Genomic DNA, 18,868 nt, shown 5'->3' on the forward strand with positions numbered 1-18,868 from the left:
GCTGCTGGTGAGCGCTTCGCTATCCGTGAGGGTGGCCGTACCGTAGGTGCAGGCGTTGTTTCAACCATCCTCGAGTAATCGTTGATGAGTTAAACACAGTTATCAACATTAGTTGATAGCTAAAAAGGCCGTAGTGTCGCAAGATGCTGCGGCTTTTTTGTATGGGCAGAAAAATAGCCACTTAGATAGATCATTAGATGGTATAGCTTATCTCTATAGTTTCTATTAACGCTTCGCTTGTCTAAGACATAAAAAGTGCTGATATATCCCCGTTTTAGGTTGACTAATGACGTGGTATAGGGTATTTTTCTTTGCTCAGATCAGATCTTTTCAAGATCACAGATTTAAGGTCTCTAACCTTTGGTAAGACCTAATTAAGCTCCCGCATTAGATCATTAAAGACGCTTTAAACATACTTATCTAGCCATGTGTTAGATCTGATGCTTACGTCTTATTTATAGTGTCTATTAGCTCTATTAGAGAGTTAAACGCTATGTGCCGGGATCTCTAATTTAACTGAGCTTAAGAAGATTTACTGATGGACTTTCAGTAAACATAAGACTCCAGATTTAGCCCATGACAGTCACACTCTTGCTTTGTAAGCGCTAGGTTGCATTGCAAGTACAGCTGTCACATACATTGATTGTTTAAGCCGGGATCTCTGTATGCAAGTACAGAGTGTCAAAAATGAGCGAAAGTAAGAACAGCAAGCAGACAGCTGATGCTTCTAAGAAAGCAAATGCTGCCGTTAAGAACAAGAAGTCCGATCTTAAGACTGCCGATACCAAGAAAGCCGAGGTAAAGAAGGTAGATGCTAAGAAGGCAAAGCAGGGTGCTTCTAACCCACTTGATTATGTCTTATGGACTGTATCCCTTGCTTTATTAGTGCTTGCAATCGGTGGTAATTACTACTACACCCGCTTCATGATGATCGATGAGACTTCTTTAGTCCGTTTAGGTCGTGTAGCTTTAGTTATTGCTATCATCGTAGCTGGTCTTGCTGTTACTCTGTTTACTAGCAAGGGCAAGAGACTGCTCGCTTTCACCCGCGACTCCTACACCGAGTTACGTAAGGTAGTATGGCCAACTCGTAACGAGGGTCTGCAGACTACTTTCATCGTTTTCATCGCTGTAAGCTTAGTCAGCCTCTTCCTGTACTTATGCGACCTGATCTTCTTGCAGATCGTCCGCATCATCACCTTATAAGATAGATAGGTGTCCTAAATGTCAGATTTAGAAAACATGGTAGAAGAGAAGGTAGAGTCTGCAGAGCAGGGCGTATCTGCCGAAGCTCCTATGGTCGACGATATCGCACAAGATGCAGAAGCTCCTTTCTTAACAGATGAGCAGGCTGCTGCATCAGGTGAAGCTTCTCCTTTTGACGCTGTAATCGCACAGGTAGAAGAGTCTAAGAAGGCTCCTGCTAAGAAGGTTGCAACTAGAAATAAGAAGACTGGTCTTATCGACCTCAAGAAGCCATTAAAGTTAGAGCCTAAGGATCCATCTGAGGTTCCTATGCGTTGGTACATCCTGCAGGCCTACTCTGGCTTCGAGCAGCGTGTTGCACAAGCTTTAATCGAGCGTATCAAGATTAACAACATGGAAGAGTACTTCGGTGAAGTCTTGGTACCAAAAGAGAAGGTTAAGGACGTTAAAGACGGCAAGCAGCGTGAGAGTGAGCGTAAGTTCTTCCCAGGCTACGTTATGGTCGAGATGAAGATGACCTCCGACTCTTGGCAGCTTGTTAAGCACACCGAGCGCGTATTAGGCTTTATCGGTGGTACTCCAGAGCGTCCAATGCCAATTACTAAGGCTGAGGCTGATCGTATCTTAAATCGCCTTAAGGAGACCTCTGAGGCTCCACGTCCTAAGAACCTCTTTGAAGTTGGTGAAAAGGTTCGTGCTACCGAGGGTACCTTCAAGGACTTCTCTGGTACCGTTGAAAAGGTTGATTACGAGAAGAACCGTCTTACCGTTTCTATCAACATCTTCGGTCGTGCTACCCCAGTTGAGCTTGAGCTCGGCCAGGTTGAAAAAGATATCGACTAAGAGCATGGATGGCTTATCAAAGCCTCAATGTATTGTTGCAAAAGGGCAGTCATATGACTGCCTTTTTTATACCTGTCATCTTTATCCTCCTCCCCTTGCGTATCTGCAGCCATCTGATACTGGGGAGTTGTGTCTATAATTTAAGAATGGCATATAAAAGACGATTATCTTTTTATAGACCCAGCTGCTCAATGCTATTAAGCTCTTCTAAAAGCTGGCTTTAGCGCAGAACGTTACCATTACATACTTAAAAGACATACTATTAGAGCATCCTGTTTTCATATTGAATGCGATTAATAGGCTGTTTATTAATTACTAAGGCAACTCCCCAGTGTCAGGCCATATCTAAGAGCGTCTCAATATCCCCGCAACAGCTCTCTGCTTTTTTACATTGTCCCCTTACTTTGCTTTGCCAAATTTTCCTCTGCCGCTGCCGCTTGCTTTGACCTCGTAAGCAGCTTAATTTGCTGCTTTGCATTTCTCGCTCTAAATAGCGTCGAGAGCCTTGATTGTTATGGTGGCTTAAAGATCGGGGATCATAAAGGGTGGGCTGGCCTTAGGACTTAAAAAGATCAGTGATGTTAGGGGAAAAAGCAGTGGATCATAGCTTTGAGGATCAGAAGATCATTAGGACTAAGTGAGATTAAAATGAAATGTAAAAAAGATCACCAAAAGTTGTTGATCAGCGAAAATGGATTCTGTATAATATTTAGGATTTACTGTTTTGTGACGTAGATCTCGTTTTTGAGGGTTTCTAAGTCATATTCAGTATCAGATTTCCTAGTAAATCAAGGTTCTACCCTTGATGCGGGAAGCGTATCAAACTCGGAGAGTTTGACGTATCAAACACCTTGTTTGAGCGCGCCATACCCACATAGAGAGAATTTATAACATGGCAAAGAAAGTTTCTGCCTACATCAAGCTGCAGGTTGGCGCTGGTAATGCCAATCCAGCTCCTCCAGTAGGTCCTGCCTTAGGTCAGCACGGCGTTAACATCATGGAGTTCTGCAAGGCATTCAATGCTCACACTGCAAAACTCGAGAAGGGCGCCCCAGTTCCAGTAGTTATTACTGTTTATGCTGACAAGTCTTTCACCTTCATCACTAAGACCCCACCAGCATCCTTCTTAATCAAGAAGGCTCTGAACATCCAGTCAGCCTCTCACAAGCCTGGCAAGGAAGTAGCTGGTAAGATCACCATGGCTCAGTGCCTTGAGATCGCTAAGGTTAAAGAGCCTGACATGACCGGTGCAGATTTAGAAGCTTCTGCACGTACAATCGCCGGTACTGCCCGCTCCATGGGTGTTCAGGTGGAGGAGTAAGACATGGCAAAGTTATCTAAGCGCATGAAGGAAATCCGTTCCATCATCGACCGCACTCGCGAGTATGATGTAACTGAGGGTTTCGACACCTTAAAGAAGACCGCTAAGGCAAAGTTCGTTGAGTCTGTAGACGTCGCTATCCAGCTCGGTATCGACCCAACCAAGTCCGACCAGAACATCCGTGGCGCTACCGTTCTGCCACACGGCACCGGCCGTACTGTTCGCGTTGTAGTTTTCACTCAGGGCGAATTAGCTGAGCAGGCTAAGGCTGCAGGTGCAGACTTCGTAGGTATGGACGAGCTTGCTCACGAGATTAAGCAGGGCAAGTCTGACTTTGACGTAGTTATCGCTTCTCCAGATGCAATGCGCGTTGTAGGTCAGTTAGGTCAGATCTTAGGTCCACGTGGCTTAATGCCAAACCCTAAGGTTGGTACTGTTACCCGTGACGTAGCTACCGCTGTTAAGAATGCTAAGTCTGGTCAGGTTCGTTACCGTAACGATAAGACTGGTGTTATCCAGGCTTCTATTGGTAAGGTTGACTTCGACTCTGCCAAGCTGGTTGACAACTTAAACGCTTTATTAGGCGCTATTGTTAAGGCTAAGCCAGCTGCTGCTAAGGGCACCTTCATCAAGAAGGTATGCATCTCCACCACTATGGGTGGCGGCATCACCGTTGATAAGAGCACCTTAAAGACTGATCGTGCTGGCGCTGCTTCTTAATAGCAACGTCTAGAGCATCAGCTTTAGAGCCCTTAAAGAAAGGGGCTTAGGCCTCTTTCTTAAAGATTACATGTTTGGATACTAACATTATGAATTTGGCCGGGAGCTTAATCTCCCAACCAAAGACCGCAGGGGGAAGTATCCTTAATCATCCTGCGCAGGCGGAAATTAGCTCTATAGGATCTATCCTTTAGAATTGATATCCGGTACATGCCCCTATAATGGGGTCAACTGTCATAGCTTAAGCGTAAGTCAGCCTGTATGTACGTCTTATATGCAGGGGATAAGTGTGGCGGCTGTGATAAACCAGGAGTCACTGCTAAAAATGGCATTAAATCTCGAAGACAAGAAGCAAATTGTTGCTGATGTTAGCGAAGTCGCCAAGAAAGCATTATCAGCTGTTTGTGCTGATTCCTGTGGCATTCCTGTAGCTGCAATGACCAAGCTCCGCAAGGACGCACGTGCTAACAACGTTTACTTACACGTTGTTCGTAACACCCTCCTTGCTCGTGCTGTAGAAGGCACCGCTTTTGAGTGCATGAAGGACCAGTTCAAGGGCCCAACCTTAATCGGTCTTTCCATGGAGCACCCAGGCGCAGCTGCACGTCTGTTCAAGGAATTCGCAAAGCAGAACGACAAGTTCTCCATCAAGGCCTTAGCTTTTGAAGGCACTTTATATGATGGTAAGGACGTTGACGTATTAGCATCACTGCCAACCTACGAGGAAGGCGTTGCTCAGTTAATGGCAACCATGAAGGAAGCTGCAGCTGGCAAGCTCGTACGTACTCTTTCTGCTCTGGGCGACAAGCTTCAGGCAGAGGGTGGCGCTGCTTAATAGAGCCTTATGGCTTTATAAAGCACAGTCTGCTTTCTAAGACTAAGTTGCAACTTTGTATATTTACTAAAGTTGCATCATAACTGACTTAGTCAGTCTAAAGATTTTTTGATGAGCATGCTTTTAGCACTCATCTATACAGATTACTTTTTCTAAAGGAATACCAAAATGGCATTATCTAAGGATGATATCATTAACGCTATTGCTGAAATGAGCGTTATGGAAGTTGTTGAGCTCGTTAAGGCAATGGAAGAGAAGTTCGGCGTTTCAGCTGCTGCTGCTGTAGTTGCTGGCCCAGCTGCTGGCGGTGCCGCTGCTGCTGATGAGAAGACCGAGTTCGACGTAACCTTAAAGGACGTTGGTGGCAACAAGATCGCTGTTATTAAGGCAGTTCGTGGCGCTACCGGTTTAGGCCTGAAGGAAGCTAAGGACTTAGTTGAGTCTGCTCCTGCTAAGATCAAGGAAGGCGTTTCTAAGGAAGACGCTGAGGCTCTCAAGAAGGCCTTCGAAGAGGCTGGTGCTACTGTTACCATCGAGTAATAGACACTGCTCAAATAGCCGAATGCTTCGATTCGGAGTACAGGCTGCCTAGCAGCCTGTGCAATATAACCCGAGTGCTCTTAATGGGCCTCGGGTTTCGATGCCTTAAAAGGTGATGCAATTTAACTGAAGAACATTCAGATTTTGACATCAATACTCACCAGGACGATGCCGGGGTCAGCTCTGACCTAAATTAAGTAAAAGTGCACAAGCTTAATTTGTGTTTTCCGTCCGTCTTAGGCCTATGGCCTGTTCTAAGCGTTCCAAAACCAGTTAGTTACTACCGTGTTACTGATCAGCCATGCAGCCTGTGTATGAGCTCAAACAGATTATAGGGAAAACGCGCTGCGCGCTGCCCATTCTCTGCCGATCATTAGCCTGTAGAATCGCGCTTATATACTCTGCACCGTACCCTTTGACTTAGGTCTTAGGCAAATACCGTATTACAAAGTTCATTTCTTGGCTGCTGCTCTTTAGAGCAATTGGCACTTAAATGTGCCCAGAGCAGATAAGAAACCGTTGCACACATGGTCTTTAAATGCCATTAAGTGCACAAGCTAAGAGCTTTTGTGTAGGTTTCGGTCGTTAAAGGCGACCGTCTGCGCTGTATGAGTGAATGAACTTGAGTATGCTGCAAAGTCAGCTAACGCTCCATGCGAGCATCTATGTTCAACTATTAGTTTGAGAGCAACGATCTTGTTTAAGCTCATTGAAAGCTTCTTTAATAAAGATCGTATAGCTACATTAGTTTGCTCAGGCTTTAAATGCCAGGGTAGTTTGAACAAACTTACGGATGCAGCTTGTAGCAGCGGATTTAATTACTGGTAAGAATAAGGGCATGTTTTTATATGCCATTATTAACGCTGTGGACGACGACCTAACTCAATGAAGCTTTGCGTGAGCTTTTCATTCGGTCGTGCATCTTGAAGTGATGAGTAACAGTCTTAATCTTAATGGTTGCAGTGACTTGCGCCATCCATGACCTCAAACCACCTAAGATGGCTGTGTATAGCCTTATGCTTGTAGTACAACGCACAAGTGTTTGTAACTTGTATAAGAGCACAACATCTATATTAGTGATTTGACCCGGTAGCAAAGAAATAGTAAAGCAAAGATACGAACATAAACTTTACATGTTCTAAAAACTGTAAAAGGTTTAAAGTAGTAGATTAGGCTTTAAATATCAATGCGTTGACCGGTTTGCTTGTTGCAAGCAGGGCAGGCGGCTTTTATAGCCCCTCAATCGCGACAAAGATCAACCTGAGGATCCCAATTCCATGGTCTACTCGTATACTGAGCAAAAGCGTATCCGTAAGGATTTCGGAAAGCGAGTTAAGGTGCTCGACACCCCATACTTACTTGCCGTTCAGCTTGATTCATTCAAACAATTCATCAGCGCCGATCCGTTAAATGAGAACGGCTTAGTTGCTGCTTTCAAGAGTGTTTTCCCAATCAAGTCATATTCGGGAAATGCTGAGCTCTGTTACAACTCTTTCAAGTTAGGTGAGCCTAAGTTCGATGTTCACGAGTGTATGATTCGTGGCACCACTTACTCTGCCCCTCTTAAGGTCAACTTAAGCCTTATTCGTTACGAGAAGGACTCTCCTAAGACTGTTAAAGAGAAGATTGACCAGGAAGTCTATATGGGCGAAATTCCGCTCATGACTGAGAATGGTACCTTCATCATTAACGGTACTGAGCGTGTAGTTGTTTCTCAGTTACACCGTTCTCCTGGTGTATTCTTTGACAATGATAAGGGTAAGACCCACCCAGGTCGCGTACTCTTCTCTGCCCGTATTATTCCTTACCGTGGCTCATGGTTAGACTTCGAGTTCGATCACCGCGACAACCTGTTTGTTCGTATCGACCGTCGTCGTAAGTTACCAGCATCTGTTCTGCTGCGTGCTTTAGGTTACAACACCGAGCAGATTCTCGATATCTTCTACGATACCGTTGCAATTGAGATCAAGTCCAATAAGCTCATGATGGAGCTTGTTCCTGATCGTCTGCGTGGTGAAACCGCTACTTTCGACATTCAGCTTGATGGCAAGGTATTAGTTGAGGCTGGTAAGAAGATTACCGTTCGCCATATTCGTGAACTGCGTAAGGCTGGCCAGAACTATATCGAGATTCCACCTGAGCACCTTATCGGTAAGATCCTCGCTAAGGACTACAAGGATAAGGAAGGCAATGTAGTGTTAGCTGCTAACACTGAGCTTACCTTAGAGAAGCTGCCTTTAATTCCTCAGTTAGGTCTCAAGCGCTTTGAGATCCTCTTCACCTCTCAGGTTGATGAGGGTTCATTCATTGCTGATACCATGCGTTCTGACGCAACTCGTGATCTCACTTCAGACAACGATGATCGTATCGCTGCTCTGTTTGAAATCTACAAGATGATGCGTCCAGGTGAGCCTCCAACCACCGAAGCTGCAGAAGGTCTCTTTAACAACCTGTTCTTTGCAGAGGATCGCTACGACTTATCTTCTGTAGGTCGTATGAAGTTTGATTCTCGCTTCGTTGAGATCTCACGTGTCAAGACCGCTTTAGAGCGCACCTTATCTGACAGCGAGTTCCCTATTAACACCCAGGATGGTGGCATCTACGTAACTGGTGGCTATGTATACGCTGAGTATCCAAAGCTTCTTGACATCGTACGTGCACACTTAGAGCCATCTGAGGCTCAGTGCCTGCCTCTGTCCAATCCAGAGCGTTGTGCTGACAAGCTCTTAGACTTCCTCGACGGCTTCTTAGTTAAGGCTGTAAACGATCCTATGGTAAGTGCCGCTGATCGTTTCGTCTTCAAGAAGGTTCAGATCACTCCAAAGGATGGTGAGACCGTTGAGCTCGAGCGTTGCGTAATTCTGCCATTAGAACTGCTCAAAGATCGTACTGCTAAGGCTGCTATTATCGATGCTGAAGTAACAGATAAGAAGGGTAAGGCCTTAAACTTAATCCGTGAGCGTGATGAGTTATACCGTGGCACCCTGTCTCACAACGACATCATCAAGGTTATGCGTTACCTCGTGCGTATCCGCAACGGTAAAGAGACCATTGATGATATCGATCACTTAGGCAACAGACGTATTCGTTCCGTTGGTGAAATGGCTGAAAACCAGTTCCGTATCGGTCTGGTTCGTGTAGAGCGTGCAGTTAAGGAGCGTCTGTCTTTAGGCGATCTCGATAGCACCACTCCACAGGAGCTCATCAACGCTAAGCCAATTAGTGCTGCTATTAAGGAGTTCTTCGGCTCTTCACAGTTATCTCAGTTCATGGATCAGAACAACCCATTATCTGAGGTTACCCACAAGCGTCGTATCTCCGCTTTAGGCCCAGGTGGTTTAACCCGTGAGCGTGCTGGCTTCGAGGTTCGTGACGTTCACCCAACCCACTACGGTCGTTTATGTCCAATTGAGACCCCTGAAGGTCCAAACATTGGTCTTATCAACTCCTTAGCTGTGTTTGCTCGTTGCAACGACTATGGCTTCTTAGAGACTCCATACCGTCGTGTTAACAATCAGCACGTATCTGAGGACTTTGAGTACTTATCTGCTATCGACGAAGGTCAGTATGTTATTGCTCAGGCAAACACTGACTTAGACGAGAACGGTAACATTATCGATGAGTACGTACAGTGCCGTTATAAGGGCGAATCTACTGTTCGCCGCGCCTGTGACGTACAGTACATGGACGTTTCACCTCAGCAGGTTATTTCCGTTGCTGCAGCGTTGATTCCGTTCCTTGAGCACGATGACGCTAACCGTGCGCTGATGGGTGCAAACATGCAGCGTCAGGCTGTTCCTACTGTTCGTTCTGAAAAGCCATTCGTTGGTACTGGTATGGAGCGTGCTGTAGCGGTTGACTCTGGTGTTTCCATCGTGGCACGTCGTGGCGGTGTTATCGAGCACGTTGATGGCAACCGTATCGTTGTTCGTGTTAACGAAGATGAGATCCGTGGTACTTCTGATGCTGGTATCGATATTTACAACCTCATCAAGTACACCCGTTCTAACCAGAACACCTGCATTAACCAGCGTCCATGTGTAAACATTTACGAGCAGGTTGCAGCTGGTGACGTATTAGCTGACGGTAGCTCCACTGATTTAGGTGAGCTGGCATTAGGTCAGAACTTACGTATCGCCTTCATGCCATGGAACGGTTACAACTACGAGGACTCTATCTTAGTTTCCGAGCGTGTTGCAGCTAAGGATCGTTTAACCACTATCCACATTCAGGAAATCTCCTGTGTGGCTCGTGACACCAAGCTCGGCCCTGAGGAAATCACTGCTGATATTCCTAACGTAGGTGAGCAGGCTCTCTCTAAGCTTGATGAGTCCGGTATCGTTTACGTTGGTGCTGAAGTTTGCGGCGGCGATATCCTCGTTGGTAAGGTAACTCCAAAGGGTGAGACCCAGTTAACTCCAGAAGAGAAGCTGCTTCGCGCTATCTTCGGTGAGAAGGCTTCTGAGGTTAAGGATTCCTCAACTCGCGTACCTAACGGTGTATTCGGTACTGTTGTAGACGTACAGGTATTCACCCGTGAGGGCGTAGATAAGGATTCACGCGCACTCGAAATCGAAGAGATGCAGCTGAGCAAGGCACGTAAGGACTTAGACGAAGAGTTCTCATTCTTAACTGCCGGTATGCTCCGCCAGGTACGTAACATCCTCGTCCGTGCTGGTTTAGACCGCAAGGAAGTTGATGCTCTGTCCGATGTTGAGCTCTTTGAGTGCCATGTACCTAACGACAAGGCACTGCGTGAGATTGAAGAAATCTCTGCTCGCATTGATGAGTACCGTGCTGAGTACAAGGAAAAGTACGAAGTTATCCGCCGTAAGATCACTGAGGGTGATGACTTAACCCCAGGCGTTCTGAAGATCGTTAAGGTTTACCTCGCTGTTAAGCGTCGTATTCAGCCAGGCGATAAGATGGCAGGTCGTCACGGTAACAAGGGTGTTATCTCTAAGATTTGCCCTATCGAGGATATGCCATACGATGAGGATGGTGTACCAGTAGATATCGTGCTCAACCCATTAGGTGTGCCTTCTCGTATGAACATTGGTCAGGTTCTCGAGGTTCACTTAGGTTTAGCTGCTAAGGGTATCGGTAATGTCATCAACAAGATGCTTGTTGAGCAAAAGGCTATTGCTGAAATCCGCGCTATGCTGCAGAAGATCTACGATTTAGGTGGCTCTTCACAGGAAGTAGACATTAGCTCAATGTCTGATGATCAGGTAATGGTACTTGCCGAGAACTTACGTGACGGTATGCCAGTAGCTACCCCTGTATTCGACGGTGCAACCGAAGAATCCATTAAGGAGCTGCTCGAGCTTGCAGGTCTGCCTAAGTCCGGTCAGATGACTTTATTTGACGGTACTACTGGTCGTCCATTCGAGCGTAAGGTAACCGTTGGTTATATGTACATGCTCAAGCTCAACCACTTAGTTGATGACAAGATGCATGCTCGTTCTACCGGTTCTTACTCATTAGTTACTCAGCAGCCATTAGGCGGTAAGGCTCAGTTCGGTGGTCAGCGCTTCGGTGAAATGGAAGTGTGGGCCCTTGAGGCTTACGGTGCTGCCTATACCTTACGTGAGATGCTGACTGTTAAGTCAGACGACGTAAACGGCAGAACCAAGATGTACAAGAACATCGTTGACGGTGCATACAAGATGGAAGCTAGCATCCCAGAGTCCTTCAATGTATTGCTTCGTGAAATCCGCTCGCTGGGTATCAATATCGACCTGGTTCGCAAAGACTAATTGCCGTGGTGGCAGCCTCAATGAAGCTGCTGCCTAAAAAGCAGGGCAACCTGCTGCAGGGGCTAAAAAAGTCCCTGCGCTAAGGCATGGAGTTGTAAAGTCGCTTTTTGGACGTTTTATCCTAAGAGCTGCTGGTCAGACAATCAAAGCCGTGAGGGACAAATATTCACGGCTCTAAAGCGAAACTGACAACTCATAAAAGATAATTTCTTCGCAGGAGAAACTGTTGTGAGCATGCAAGAAATCGGTCAAGACGAGACCCTCTTAGAGGGCTTTGGCACCGAACTTCCGACCGCTAATAAGGACGACGAGTTTGCAATGGGCTTAGATATTTCTGAGTCTTTAGGCAAGCTTGCTAACCGCAGCAACAACGCCCTCAAGCAGAAGCTTGAGGATTTTGACGCGATCAAGATTGGTCTTGCATCGCCTGAGATGATCCGTGCTTGGTCTTATGGCGAAGTTAAGAAGCCAGAGACCATCAACTATCGTACTTTCAAGCCAGAGCGTGACGGCTTATTCTGTGCCAAGATCTTCGGCCCTACCAAGGATTACGAGTGTCTTTGCGGTAAGTACAAGCGTTTAAAGCACCGTGGCACTATCTGTGATAAGTGTGGTGTTGAAGTTACCCAGGCTAAGGTACGTCGTGAGCGTATGGGCCACATTGAGCTGGCATCCCCTGTAGCTCACATTTGGTTCTTAAAGTCACTGCCATCCCGTATCGGTCTGATTCTCGATATGAAGTTACGCGATATTGAAAGCGTACTTTACTTCGAGAGCTATGTTGTTACCGATCCTGGTATGACTGAGCTTCGTGAGCGTCAGCTGCTCACCGAAGAAGAGTACATGAATGCACTCGAGCTCTTTGGTGATGACTTTAGCGCCAAGATGGGTGCTGAGGCTATCTTAGAGATCCTGCAGCACATGGATCTTGAGGCCGAGATTAACTCTTTACGTGAGTCTTTAGACACCACCTCTTCAGAGTCTAATCGTAAGAAGTACGCCAAGCGCTTAAAGCTCATGGAGTCTTTCGTTCATTCTGGTAACAAGCCTGAGTGGATGATCTTAACTGTTCTGCCAGTTCTGCCTCCAGATTTACGTCCATTAGTTCCACTTGATGGCGGTCGTTTTGCTACTTCCGATCTCAACGACTTATACCGTCGTGTGATCAACCGTAACAACCGTTTAAAGCGTCTTTTAGACTTAGTTGCTCCAGAGATCATCGTACGTAACGAAAAGCGTATGCTCCAGGAGTCCGTTGACGCTCTGATGGATAACGGTCGTCGCGGTCGCGCTATTTCTGGCTCTAACAAGCGCCCATTAAAGTCACTTGCTGACATGATTAAGGGTAAGCAAGGTCGTTTCCGTCAGAACCTGCTCGGTAAGCGTGTTGACTACTCTGGTCGTTCTGTAATTACTTGCGGTCCTAATCTGCGTCTGCACCAGTGCGGTCTTCCTAAGAAGATGGCATTAGAGCTCTTCAAGCCATTCATTTTCGGTCGTCTTGAGATGCGCGGTCACGCCGCTACCATCAAGGCAGCTAAGAAGATGGTAGAGCGCGAGGATGCAATCGTATGGGATGTACTTGAAGAGGTAATCCGCGAGCATCCAGTATTATTAAACCGTGCTCCGACCCTGCACCGTTTAGGTATTCAGGCTTTCGAGCCAATCTTAGTTGAAGGTAAGGCTATCCGTCTGCACCCACTCGTATGTCCAGCATTTAACGCTGACTTCGACGGTGACCAGATGGCTGTTCACATTCCATTAACCCTTGAGGCTCAGCTTGAGGCTCGTGCGTTAATGATGTCTACCAACAACATTCTGTCTCCTGCTTCAGGTGACCCAATCATCGTTCCTGCACAGGACGTGGTATTAGGCCTGTACTACATGTCTAAGTCACGTGTTGGCGCTAAGGGCGAGGGTATGATCATCTCTGATGCCCATGAGGCAGAGCGTCTGTACAAGAGTGGTGTTGCTGAGATGCAGGCTCGTGTAGCTTGCCGCATCTCTTACTCTGTTAAGGATCCAGAGACTGGAGAGTTCACAGATAAGAATGAGCTGCGCTTAACCACTATTGGTCGTGCCATTCTCTCTTTAATCCTGCCACGCGGTATGTCCTATGACTTCATTGATCCTCCAGTAGAGGGTGTAAATGAAGAGAACATGCGTGAAGTATTAGCTCAGAAGGATTGGTTTACCAAGGTATCTAACCAGCCTTTAGGTAAGAAGCGTATTGCAGGCTTATTAAACAACTGCTATCGCCTCTTAGGCCTCTCTGAGACCGTATACTTCGCTGACCGCGTCATGTACACCGGTTTCCGTAACGCAGCTATCTCCGGTTCTTCTGTTTGCGTTGACGACATGCTCATTCCTAAGGAGAAGCAGACCATTATTGCTGCAGCTCAGAAGGAAGTTCTGTCCATTCAGCAACAGTACGATAACGGTCAGATTACCCAAGGCGAGCGTTATAACAAGGTTATCGATATTTGGTCTAACGCCAACGATAAGGTTATGAAGGCTATGATGGCCAACTTATCCGTTGAGAAGGCAACCAATATCTTAGGTCAAGAAGAGCAGCAGGCATCTTTCAACAGCATCTACATGATGGCTGACTCAGGTGCTCGTGGTTCTCCAGCTCAGATTCGTCAGCTTGCCGGTATGCGTGGTCTGATGGCAACTCCAGATGGTTCCATTATTGAAACCCCAATTATCGCTAACTTCCGTGAAGGTCTGAACGTACAGCAGTACTTCATTTCAACCCACGGTGCTCGTAAGGGTCTTGCTGATACCGCTCTTAAGACCGCTAACTCCGGTTACTTAACTCGTCGTCTCGTTGACGTAGCTCAGGATCTGGTGATCACTGAGGACGATTGCGGTACCACTGAGGGTCTCGAGATCACTCCACACGTAAGCGGTGGTGACGTTATTGAGAACTTACGTGACCGTGTATTAGGTCGTACCTTAGCTGATGACGTCTTAAAGCCAGGTTCTAAGGAAGTTCTGCTTCCTGCTGGTATGCTCTTAGATGAGAAGTGCTGCACTATCTTAGAAGAGTACAAGATTGAGAAGGTAAAGGTTCGTTCACCTATTACTTGCTCCACTAAGTACGGTGTTTGCGCTAAGTGCTATGGTCGTGACCTTGCTCGTGGCCACATCGTTAACGCTGGTGAGGCAGTTGGTGTTATCGCTGCTCAGTCCATCGGTGAGCCTGGTACTCAGCTGACCATGCGTACCTTCCACATTGGTGGTGCTGCATCTCGTGCTGTTGCTGAGTCTGGTGCAACTGTTAAGAATTCAGGTACTATCCGTATCCTGAACTCTAAGACTGTAACTAATACCGACGGTAAGGAAGTAGTAACTTCCCGTCAGTCCGAGTTATTAGTTATGGACGAGTTTGGTGCTTCAAAGGAAAGCCATAAGATCCCTTACGGCGCTATCTTTGAGGTTAAGGATGGTGAAGAGGTTAAGGCTGGCGCTGTTGTCGCTCGTTGGGACCCTCACACCCACCCAATTATTTCTGAAGTGCACGGTCGCTTAAAGTTCATCGACATTATCGAGGGTATTACCGTTGATAAGAAGGAAGATGAGGCTTTAGGTATTTCCTCTATCGAGGTCCGTGAGATCGCTGCTCGCCCATCTCAGGGTAAGGACAAGCGTCCAGCTGTTAAGATCGTTGATCAAGACGGTAACGACGTAATGATCCCAGGTACTACTGTTCCTGCTCAGTACATGCTTCAGGGTAAGGCCATTGTGCAGTTACTCGACGGTGCAGAGGTTAACATCGGTGATATTATCGCCCGTATTCCTCAGCAGGCTGGTGGTACTAAGGATATTACCGGTGGTCTTCCACGTGTTGCTGACCTCTTTGAGGCTCGTGCTCCTAAGGAGCCTGCAATCTTGGCTGAGATCTCTGGTACTGTTTCCTTCGGTAAGGAGACCAAGTCCAAGCGTCGTCTCATCATTACTCCAGAGCCAGGCACTTTAAACGAGATCGGTCTGCCAGCAGAGCAGCATGAGGAGATGATCGCCCTGTCACGCAACCTGAACGTCTTCGAGGGCGAAAAGGTTGAGAAGGGTGAAGTGATCGCTGACGGTCCAGAGTCTCCACACGACATTCTGCGTCTGCGTGGTGTTAACGCTGTAGCTAACTACATCGTTAACGAGGTTCAGGACGTTTACCGTCTGCAGGGTGTAAAGATTAACGATAAGCACATTGAGGTTATCGTTCGTCAGATGCTCCGCAAGTGCGAGATCTTAGATCCAGGTGAGTCCACTGAGTTTATCAAGGATGAGCTCGCTGAGGTTGCATACGTACGTACCGTAAACGAGCGTCTGCGTTCTGAGGGCAAGAGAGAGGTTCTCTACCGTCATATCCTCATGGGTCTGACTAAGGCTTCCTTATCTACTGAGTCCTTCATCTCAGCTGCATCCTTCCAGGAAACCACTCGTGTTCTTACCGAGGCTTCCGTGGCAGGCAAGCTCGACGAGCTGCGCGGCCTGAAGGAGAACGTAATCGTAGGTCGTCTCATCCCTGCTGGTACTGGCTTCAAGTACCATCAGCAGCGTCGCGAGGAAATTGCTCGTGCCAAGCTGCGTAATGAGTCTTACGATGTAATTCTCAACAACACTGAAGTTGAGAAGCAGATTGGTGAGGCTTTAGATAACTTAAGCTTTATGGACACCTTCAATCAGAATGGTGGTTTCTAAAGCTAGGCTATAAAAGCTAAGAGGCTGCAGATACTTAATCTGCAGTTATAAAAAAAGGCCGTAAGTATCAAGCTTGCGGCCTTTTTTTTCACCAAATATTCCATGCGATCGCAAAGTTAGTAAGATAAGTGCCGGCCTTAAACTATTTTTAGCTTTATAGTTCTAAGCTTGAAAGCTTGGGTTTTACCTAAATCTTGTTCGGAGTCGTATGTGAAAGAGAGCTTTATCATCAACTGCCCAGCTACACTCACTCATGGCCATCAGAGCCTTATCGACATGATTGCAAGTGTTGAGGACAAGAGACCAATTGGTGCCTTGTTTTTTATGGGAGCGGCTGCCCCCATTGCTGCAGCTAATACGAGCATGCTATCTAATTGTTTTGGGCCTCAAAGTGCCATGACAAGTGATGATATGGAGAAGATCCACAAGCTTACTAAACTGTATCAAAAGCTAGCCTTAGATCATGGCGCTAAACTGCTCGTCTGCGGTAAAGCCGCAAGATCAAGAGGTTTAACTGAGCAAAGCATGCTCGCAGAAGGTTTTGAGTTTTCAGGTTATATGGAGATCTTAGCTCTGCTCAATCGCAAGGATGAGAAGGTGATTACATGGTAAGTATAGTTGTTTACTTTGAAAGCCTGCATAACTTCGCCGCAACATCATCATCACAAGCGCAGCAAGACGCAGCTTCTTTAAATGACACAACGATAGGCGAGCTTAGGCTACGTTATGAGCAAGGTTTAGATCTCCTCTTAAATGCTGCAGATCTAGAGGTACCATGTAGTGCCATCTTCATGGAGAGAGCAGATCTTAACGCGACCATCTTACAAGAGTGCTTAGGCGAGTCTTTAATAAAGAAGTTTAAGCAGCTTGATCTTTACGAAATTCCAACCTTCGTGCTCGCACCGTCAAATGTAGCGACGGAGCTAGACACTAATGTAGCGACAGAGCTAGACACTAGTGTAGCGACAGAGCTAAACACTAATGTAGCGACGGCCCTAGATACTAGTGTAGCGACAGAGCTAGACACTAATGTAGCGACAGAGCTAGACACTAGTGTTGCAAGCAGCTTGCAATCTAAGAGTGCTACAAGCGCGATCTTGGACTTTGCTAAGGTTATTACGGCTAATGAGTACCGAGAACTTGAGCTTATTGAGGCAGCTCAAAACTTTACAGTCTAGGCTTTAACCCCCTGGTCTTTATTAAGCCTGATCTTGCCTCGTGGCGATCATTGTGCACAAATAGTGTTATCGGGCGTGATAGAGCAAATTGTGGAGGTTGCAGATGGATTTTGAGATTGAAGAGGGTCGACTGCTTGCATGCTTTGGCAATGATGCAGATCTTGTGATCCCTGAGGGCGTTAAGTTCATAGCTAGAGATTGCACTTTTTCGAATGCAGCAGCTATTAAATCTATCTATCTGCCGCGTGATCTTAGCTAAAACACGGCAAGAAGAGGGAGGTAGTTTAAGGGTCAATCTAGAAATGTTGCTTTCTATTCTTCAGACAGATGAGAGTGCTCTGTGCGATCTATTAAGCTATCTAGAGCTCAAGGCAGCTGACCGCTCTGATCTTCTCAAGATTGCCATTGATCGCGGCAATATAGAGTTTTTAGTCTCCGCGCTCAGACAAGGATTGGTCAAAAGCAAAAGAAGCCTCGATAAGATTATTGAGCATGCAAGCAATAAAAACGCACATGAGGTAACTGCGATCTTGCTCGACTACCAAGATGCAACTTTCAATAGCAAAAAGCCTGCTAAACGAGCAAGCAAGTCAAAGCGCCCATCATTAAAGCTCTAAAGTACAGCTAGAAGATCAAATCTGAGATCTTAACTGTGGAACAGGCAGTGATCGCGTGAGAGTCTCATAGTGCGGGCGGTGCAAATGATAGTAGTGCAATGGTCTATGTAAGAGCTGCTGCAGCTAAGAGCAATTGGGTAGACCTAAAAGGTACTGTTAGTACCTAAGAAATAGGTCAGATCTAAGGTACTGTTAGTGCCTAATAAATAGAGCAGACCTAAGGTACTGTTAGTACCTAAGAAATAGGGCAGATAGCAGGGCTATTCAAGCTTAGAGAGCGGGAGCTATTGGGGCAGGACAAATAAAAAAGCTAAGCTGCCATCGGCAGCTTAGCCCAAAAAAACGGATAATTTAAAAGAGGGGGCTTTCTTGCAGCAGCCCCCTCTGCAGGATATTACTTCTGACTGTGTCGAAAGTAGTAACTTACATTGCAGCCCATGGGATGGCGTTGTATACGATAGTACCTAATGCACCACCAATGAATGGACCTACGAATGGAACTACGGAGTAACCGAAGTTGGAGTCACGCTTGTTCTTGATAGGAAGAACAAAGTGAGCTAAACGAGGACCCATGTCACGAGCTGGGTTGATGGCAAATCCAGTCAGACCGCCCATACACATACCGATAACAACGATGATTGCCCATACATAGATGTAGCTTAAACCAGTTGCTAAACCCTGAACCTGAGAGATGCCAAGGATGGCAAATACGAGTAAGAAAGTACCGAGGATCTCGGATACGAAGTTACGGAAACGGTTAGGAATGGATGGTGAGGTGCAGAATACACCAAGCTTCTTGTTTGGATCTTCTTCATCATCAAGGTGATCCTTCCACAGGAGCCATGCTAAGCAACCACCAGTGAAAGCACCTGCCATCTGAGCTACGAAATAGCCTGGAACCATGGCCCAGTCAAAGGTGCCATTTAAAGCTAAAGCTACAGTTAAAGCAGGGTTGAAGTGAGCACCTGAAGATGCGCCGAAGATGAAAGCAGGAACCATAACTGCAAAACCCCAACCGAAGTTAATCATCACAGGGCCTGCGCCAGACATACCTGACTTTCTTAAGATACAGTTACAAACGTTGGAGTTACCGAGCATTAAGAGCAGGGCGGTACCTACGAATTCAGCAATATATGGCATCATAA

Annotated in this window: 14 protein-coding genes; 13 read left to right on the forward strand and 1 reads right to left on the reverse strand. The window is 46.5% G+C overall.

Annotation, left to right across the window (positions count from 1 at the left end; translation table 11 throughout):
- From H524_RS17055 to H524_RS0107230, 13 genes are all read left to right on the forward strand, one after another.
- Positions 1-78, forward strand: a 78-nt coding sequence (locus H524_RS17055; RefSeq protein ID WP_211232162.1) for an EF-Tu C-terminal domain-related protein, incomplete at its 5' end; no start/stop codon positions are given.
- 609 nt (positions 79-687) lie between these two features.
- On the forward strand, positions 688-1,206 hold the full coding sequence (gene secE / locus H524_RS14800; RefSeq protein WP_052338973.1) for a preprotein translocase subunit SecE: 519 nt from the start codon (positions 688-690) through the stop codon (positions 1,204-1,206).
- 309 nt (positions 1,207-1,515) lie between these two features.
- Positions 1,516-2,049 (forward strand): transcription termination/antitermination protein NusG, encoded by a 534-nt coding sequence (nusG, locus tag H524_RS0107170; RefSeq protein ID WP_027939729.1) that lies wholly within the window; start codon positions 1,516-1,518, stop codon positions 2,047-2,049.
- Between the two features lie 892 nt (positions 2,050-2,941).
- The gene (gene rplK, locus H524_RS0107175) at positions 2,942-3,370 is read left to right on the forward strand and encodes a 50S ribosomal protein L11 (RefSeq protein WP_027939730.1); all 429 of its coding nucleotides are present in this window, start codon (positions 2,942-2,944) and stop codon (positions 3,368-3,370) included.
- 3 nt (positions 3,371-3,373) lie between these two features.
- Entirely contained in the window at positions 3,374-4,090 is a 717-nt protein-coding gene (gene rplA, locus H524_RS0107180) for a 50S ribosomal protein L1 (RefSeq protein WP_027939731.1), read from the forward strand.
- Positions 4,091-4,415: 325 nt separating this feature from the next.
- On the forward strand, positions 4,416-4,925 hold the full coding sequence (rplJ, locus tag H524_RS0107185) for a 50S ribosomal protein L10 (RefSeq protein ID WP_027939732.1): 510 nt from the start codon (positions 4,416-4,418) through the stop codon (positions 4,923-4,925).
- Positions 4,926-5,093: 168 nt separating this feature from the next.
- Positions 5,094-5,465 carry a 50S ribosomal protein L7/L12 gene (rplL, locus tag H524_RS0107190; RefSeq protein ID WP_027939733.1) on the forward strand — a complete coding sequence of 124 codons (372 nt, stop codon included), beginning with the start codon at positions 5,094-5,096 and terminating at the stop codon, positions 5,463-5,465.
- A 1,277-nt stretch (positions 5,466-6,742) separates the two neighbouring features.
- Positions 6,743-11,224, forward strand: a complete 4,482-nt coding sequence (rpoB, locus tag H524_RS0107205) for a DNA-directed RNA polymerase subunit beta (protein ID WP_027939734.1) — start codon at positions 6,743-6,745, stop codon at positions 11,222-11,224.
- Positions 11,225-11,542: 318 nt separating this feature from the next.
- A complete protein-coding gene (gene rpoC, locus H524_RS14805; protein ID WP_084281704.1) occupies positions 11,543-15,928 on the forward strand; it encodes a DNA-directed RNA polymerase subunit beta' in 4,386 nt (1,461 codons plus the stop codon).
- A gap of 210 nt (positions 15,929-16,138) precedes the next feature.
- Positions 16,139-16,540, forward strand: a complete 402-nt coding sequence (locus H524_RS0107215; protein ID WP_027939735.1) for a DsrE family protein — start codon at positions 16,139-16,141, stop codon at positions 16,538-16,540.
- A complete protein-coding gene (locus H524_RS0107220) occupies positions 16,534-17,106 on the forward strand; it encodes a hypothetical protein (protein WP_027939736.1) in 573 nt (190 codons plus the stop codon). The genes H524_RS0107215 and H524_RS0107220 overlap by 7 nt, the downstream gene beginning before the upstream one ends.
- 103 nt (positions 17,107-17,209) lie before the next feature.
- Positions 17,210-17,365, forward strand: a complete 156-nt coding sequence (locus tag H524_RS17300; protein ID WP_156907569.1) for a hypothetical protein — start codon at positions 17,210-17,212, stop codon at positions 17,363-17,365.
- Positions 17,366-17,408: 43 nt separating this feature from the next.
- Positions 17,409-17,723 carry a hypothetical protein gene (locus H524_RS0107230; protein WP_027939737.1) on the forward strand — a complete coding sequence of 105 codons (315 nt, stop codon included), beginning with the start codon at positions 17,409-17,411 and terminating at the stop codon, positions 17,721-17,723.
- Between the two features lie 423 nt (positions 17,724-18,146).
- On the opposite strand, the gene H524_RS0107235 is transcribed toward H524_RS0107230, so the two are convergent.
- Positions 18,147-18,866, reverse strand: coding sequence for an MIP/aquaporin family protein (locus H524_RS0107235; protein ID WP_027939738.1), 720 nt, complete (start codon positions 18,864-18,866; stop codon positions 18,147-18,149).
- Positions 18,867-18,868: the final 2 nt, after the last annotated feature.

This window comes from Anaerobiospirillum succiniciproducens DSM 6400 (assembly GCF_000482845.1).
Lineage (GTDB): Bacteria > Pseudomonadota > Gammaproteobacteria > Enterobacterales > Succinivibrionaceae > Anaerobiospirillum > Anaerobiospirillum succiniciproducens.

Bases quoted from the DNA above. Each gene is read 5' to 3' on its own strand.
- secE (WP_052338973.1), top strand. From the start codon at position 688: ATGAGCGAAAGTAAGAACAGCAAGCAGACAGCTGATGCTTCTAAGAAA.
- nusG (WP_027939729.1), top strand. From the start codon at position 1,516: ATGCGTTGGTACATCCTGCAGGCCTACTCTGGCTTCGAGCAGCGTGTT.
- rplK (WP_027939730.1), top strand. From the start codon at position 2,942: ATGGCAAAGAAAGTTTCTGCCTACATCAAGCTGCAGGTTGGCGCTGGT.
- rplA (WP_027939731.1), top strand. From the start codon at position 3,374: ATGGCAAAGTTATCTAAGCGCATGAAGGAAATCCGTTCCATCATCGAC.
- rplJ (WP_027939732.1), top strand. From the start codon at position 4,416: ATGGCATTAAATCTCGAAGACAAGAAGCAAATTGTTGCTGATGTTAGC.
- rplL (WP_027939733.1), top strand. From the start codon at position 5,094: ATGGCATTATCTAAGGATGATATCATTAACGCTATTGCTGAAATGAGC.
- rpoB (WP_027939734.1), top strand. From the start codon at position 6,743: ATGGTCTACTCGTATACTGAGCAAAAGCGTATCCGTAAGGATTTCGGA.
- rpoC (WP_084281704.1), top strand. From the start codon at position 11,543: ATGGGCTTAGATATTTCTGAGTCTTTAGGCAAGCTTGCTAACCGCAGC.
- H524_RS0107220 (WP_027939736.1), top strand. From the start codon at position 16,534: ATGGTAAGTATAGTTGTTTACTTTGAAAGCCTGCATAACTTCGCCGCA.
- H524_RS17300 (WP_156907569.1), top strand. From the start codon at position 17,210: ATGGATTTTGAGATTGAAGAGGGTCGACTGCTTGCATGCTTTGGCAAT.
- H524_RS0107230 (WP_027939737.1), top strand. From the start codon at position 17,409: ATGTTGCTTTCTATTCTTCAGACAGATGAGAGTGCTCTGTGCGATCTA.
- H524_RS0107235 (WP_027939738.1), bottom strand. From the start codon at position 18,866: ATGATGCCATATATTGCTGAATTCGTAGGTACCGCCCTGCTCTTAATG.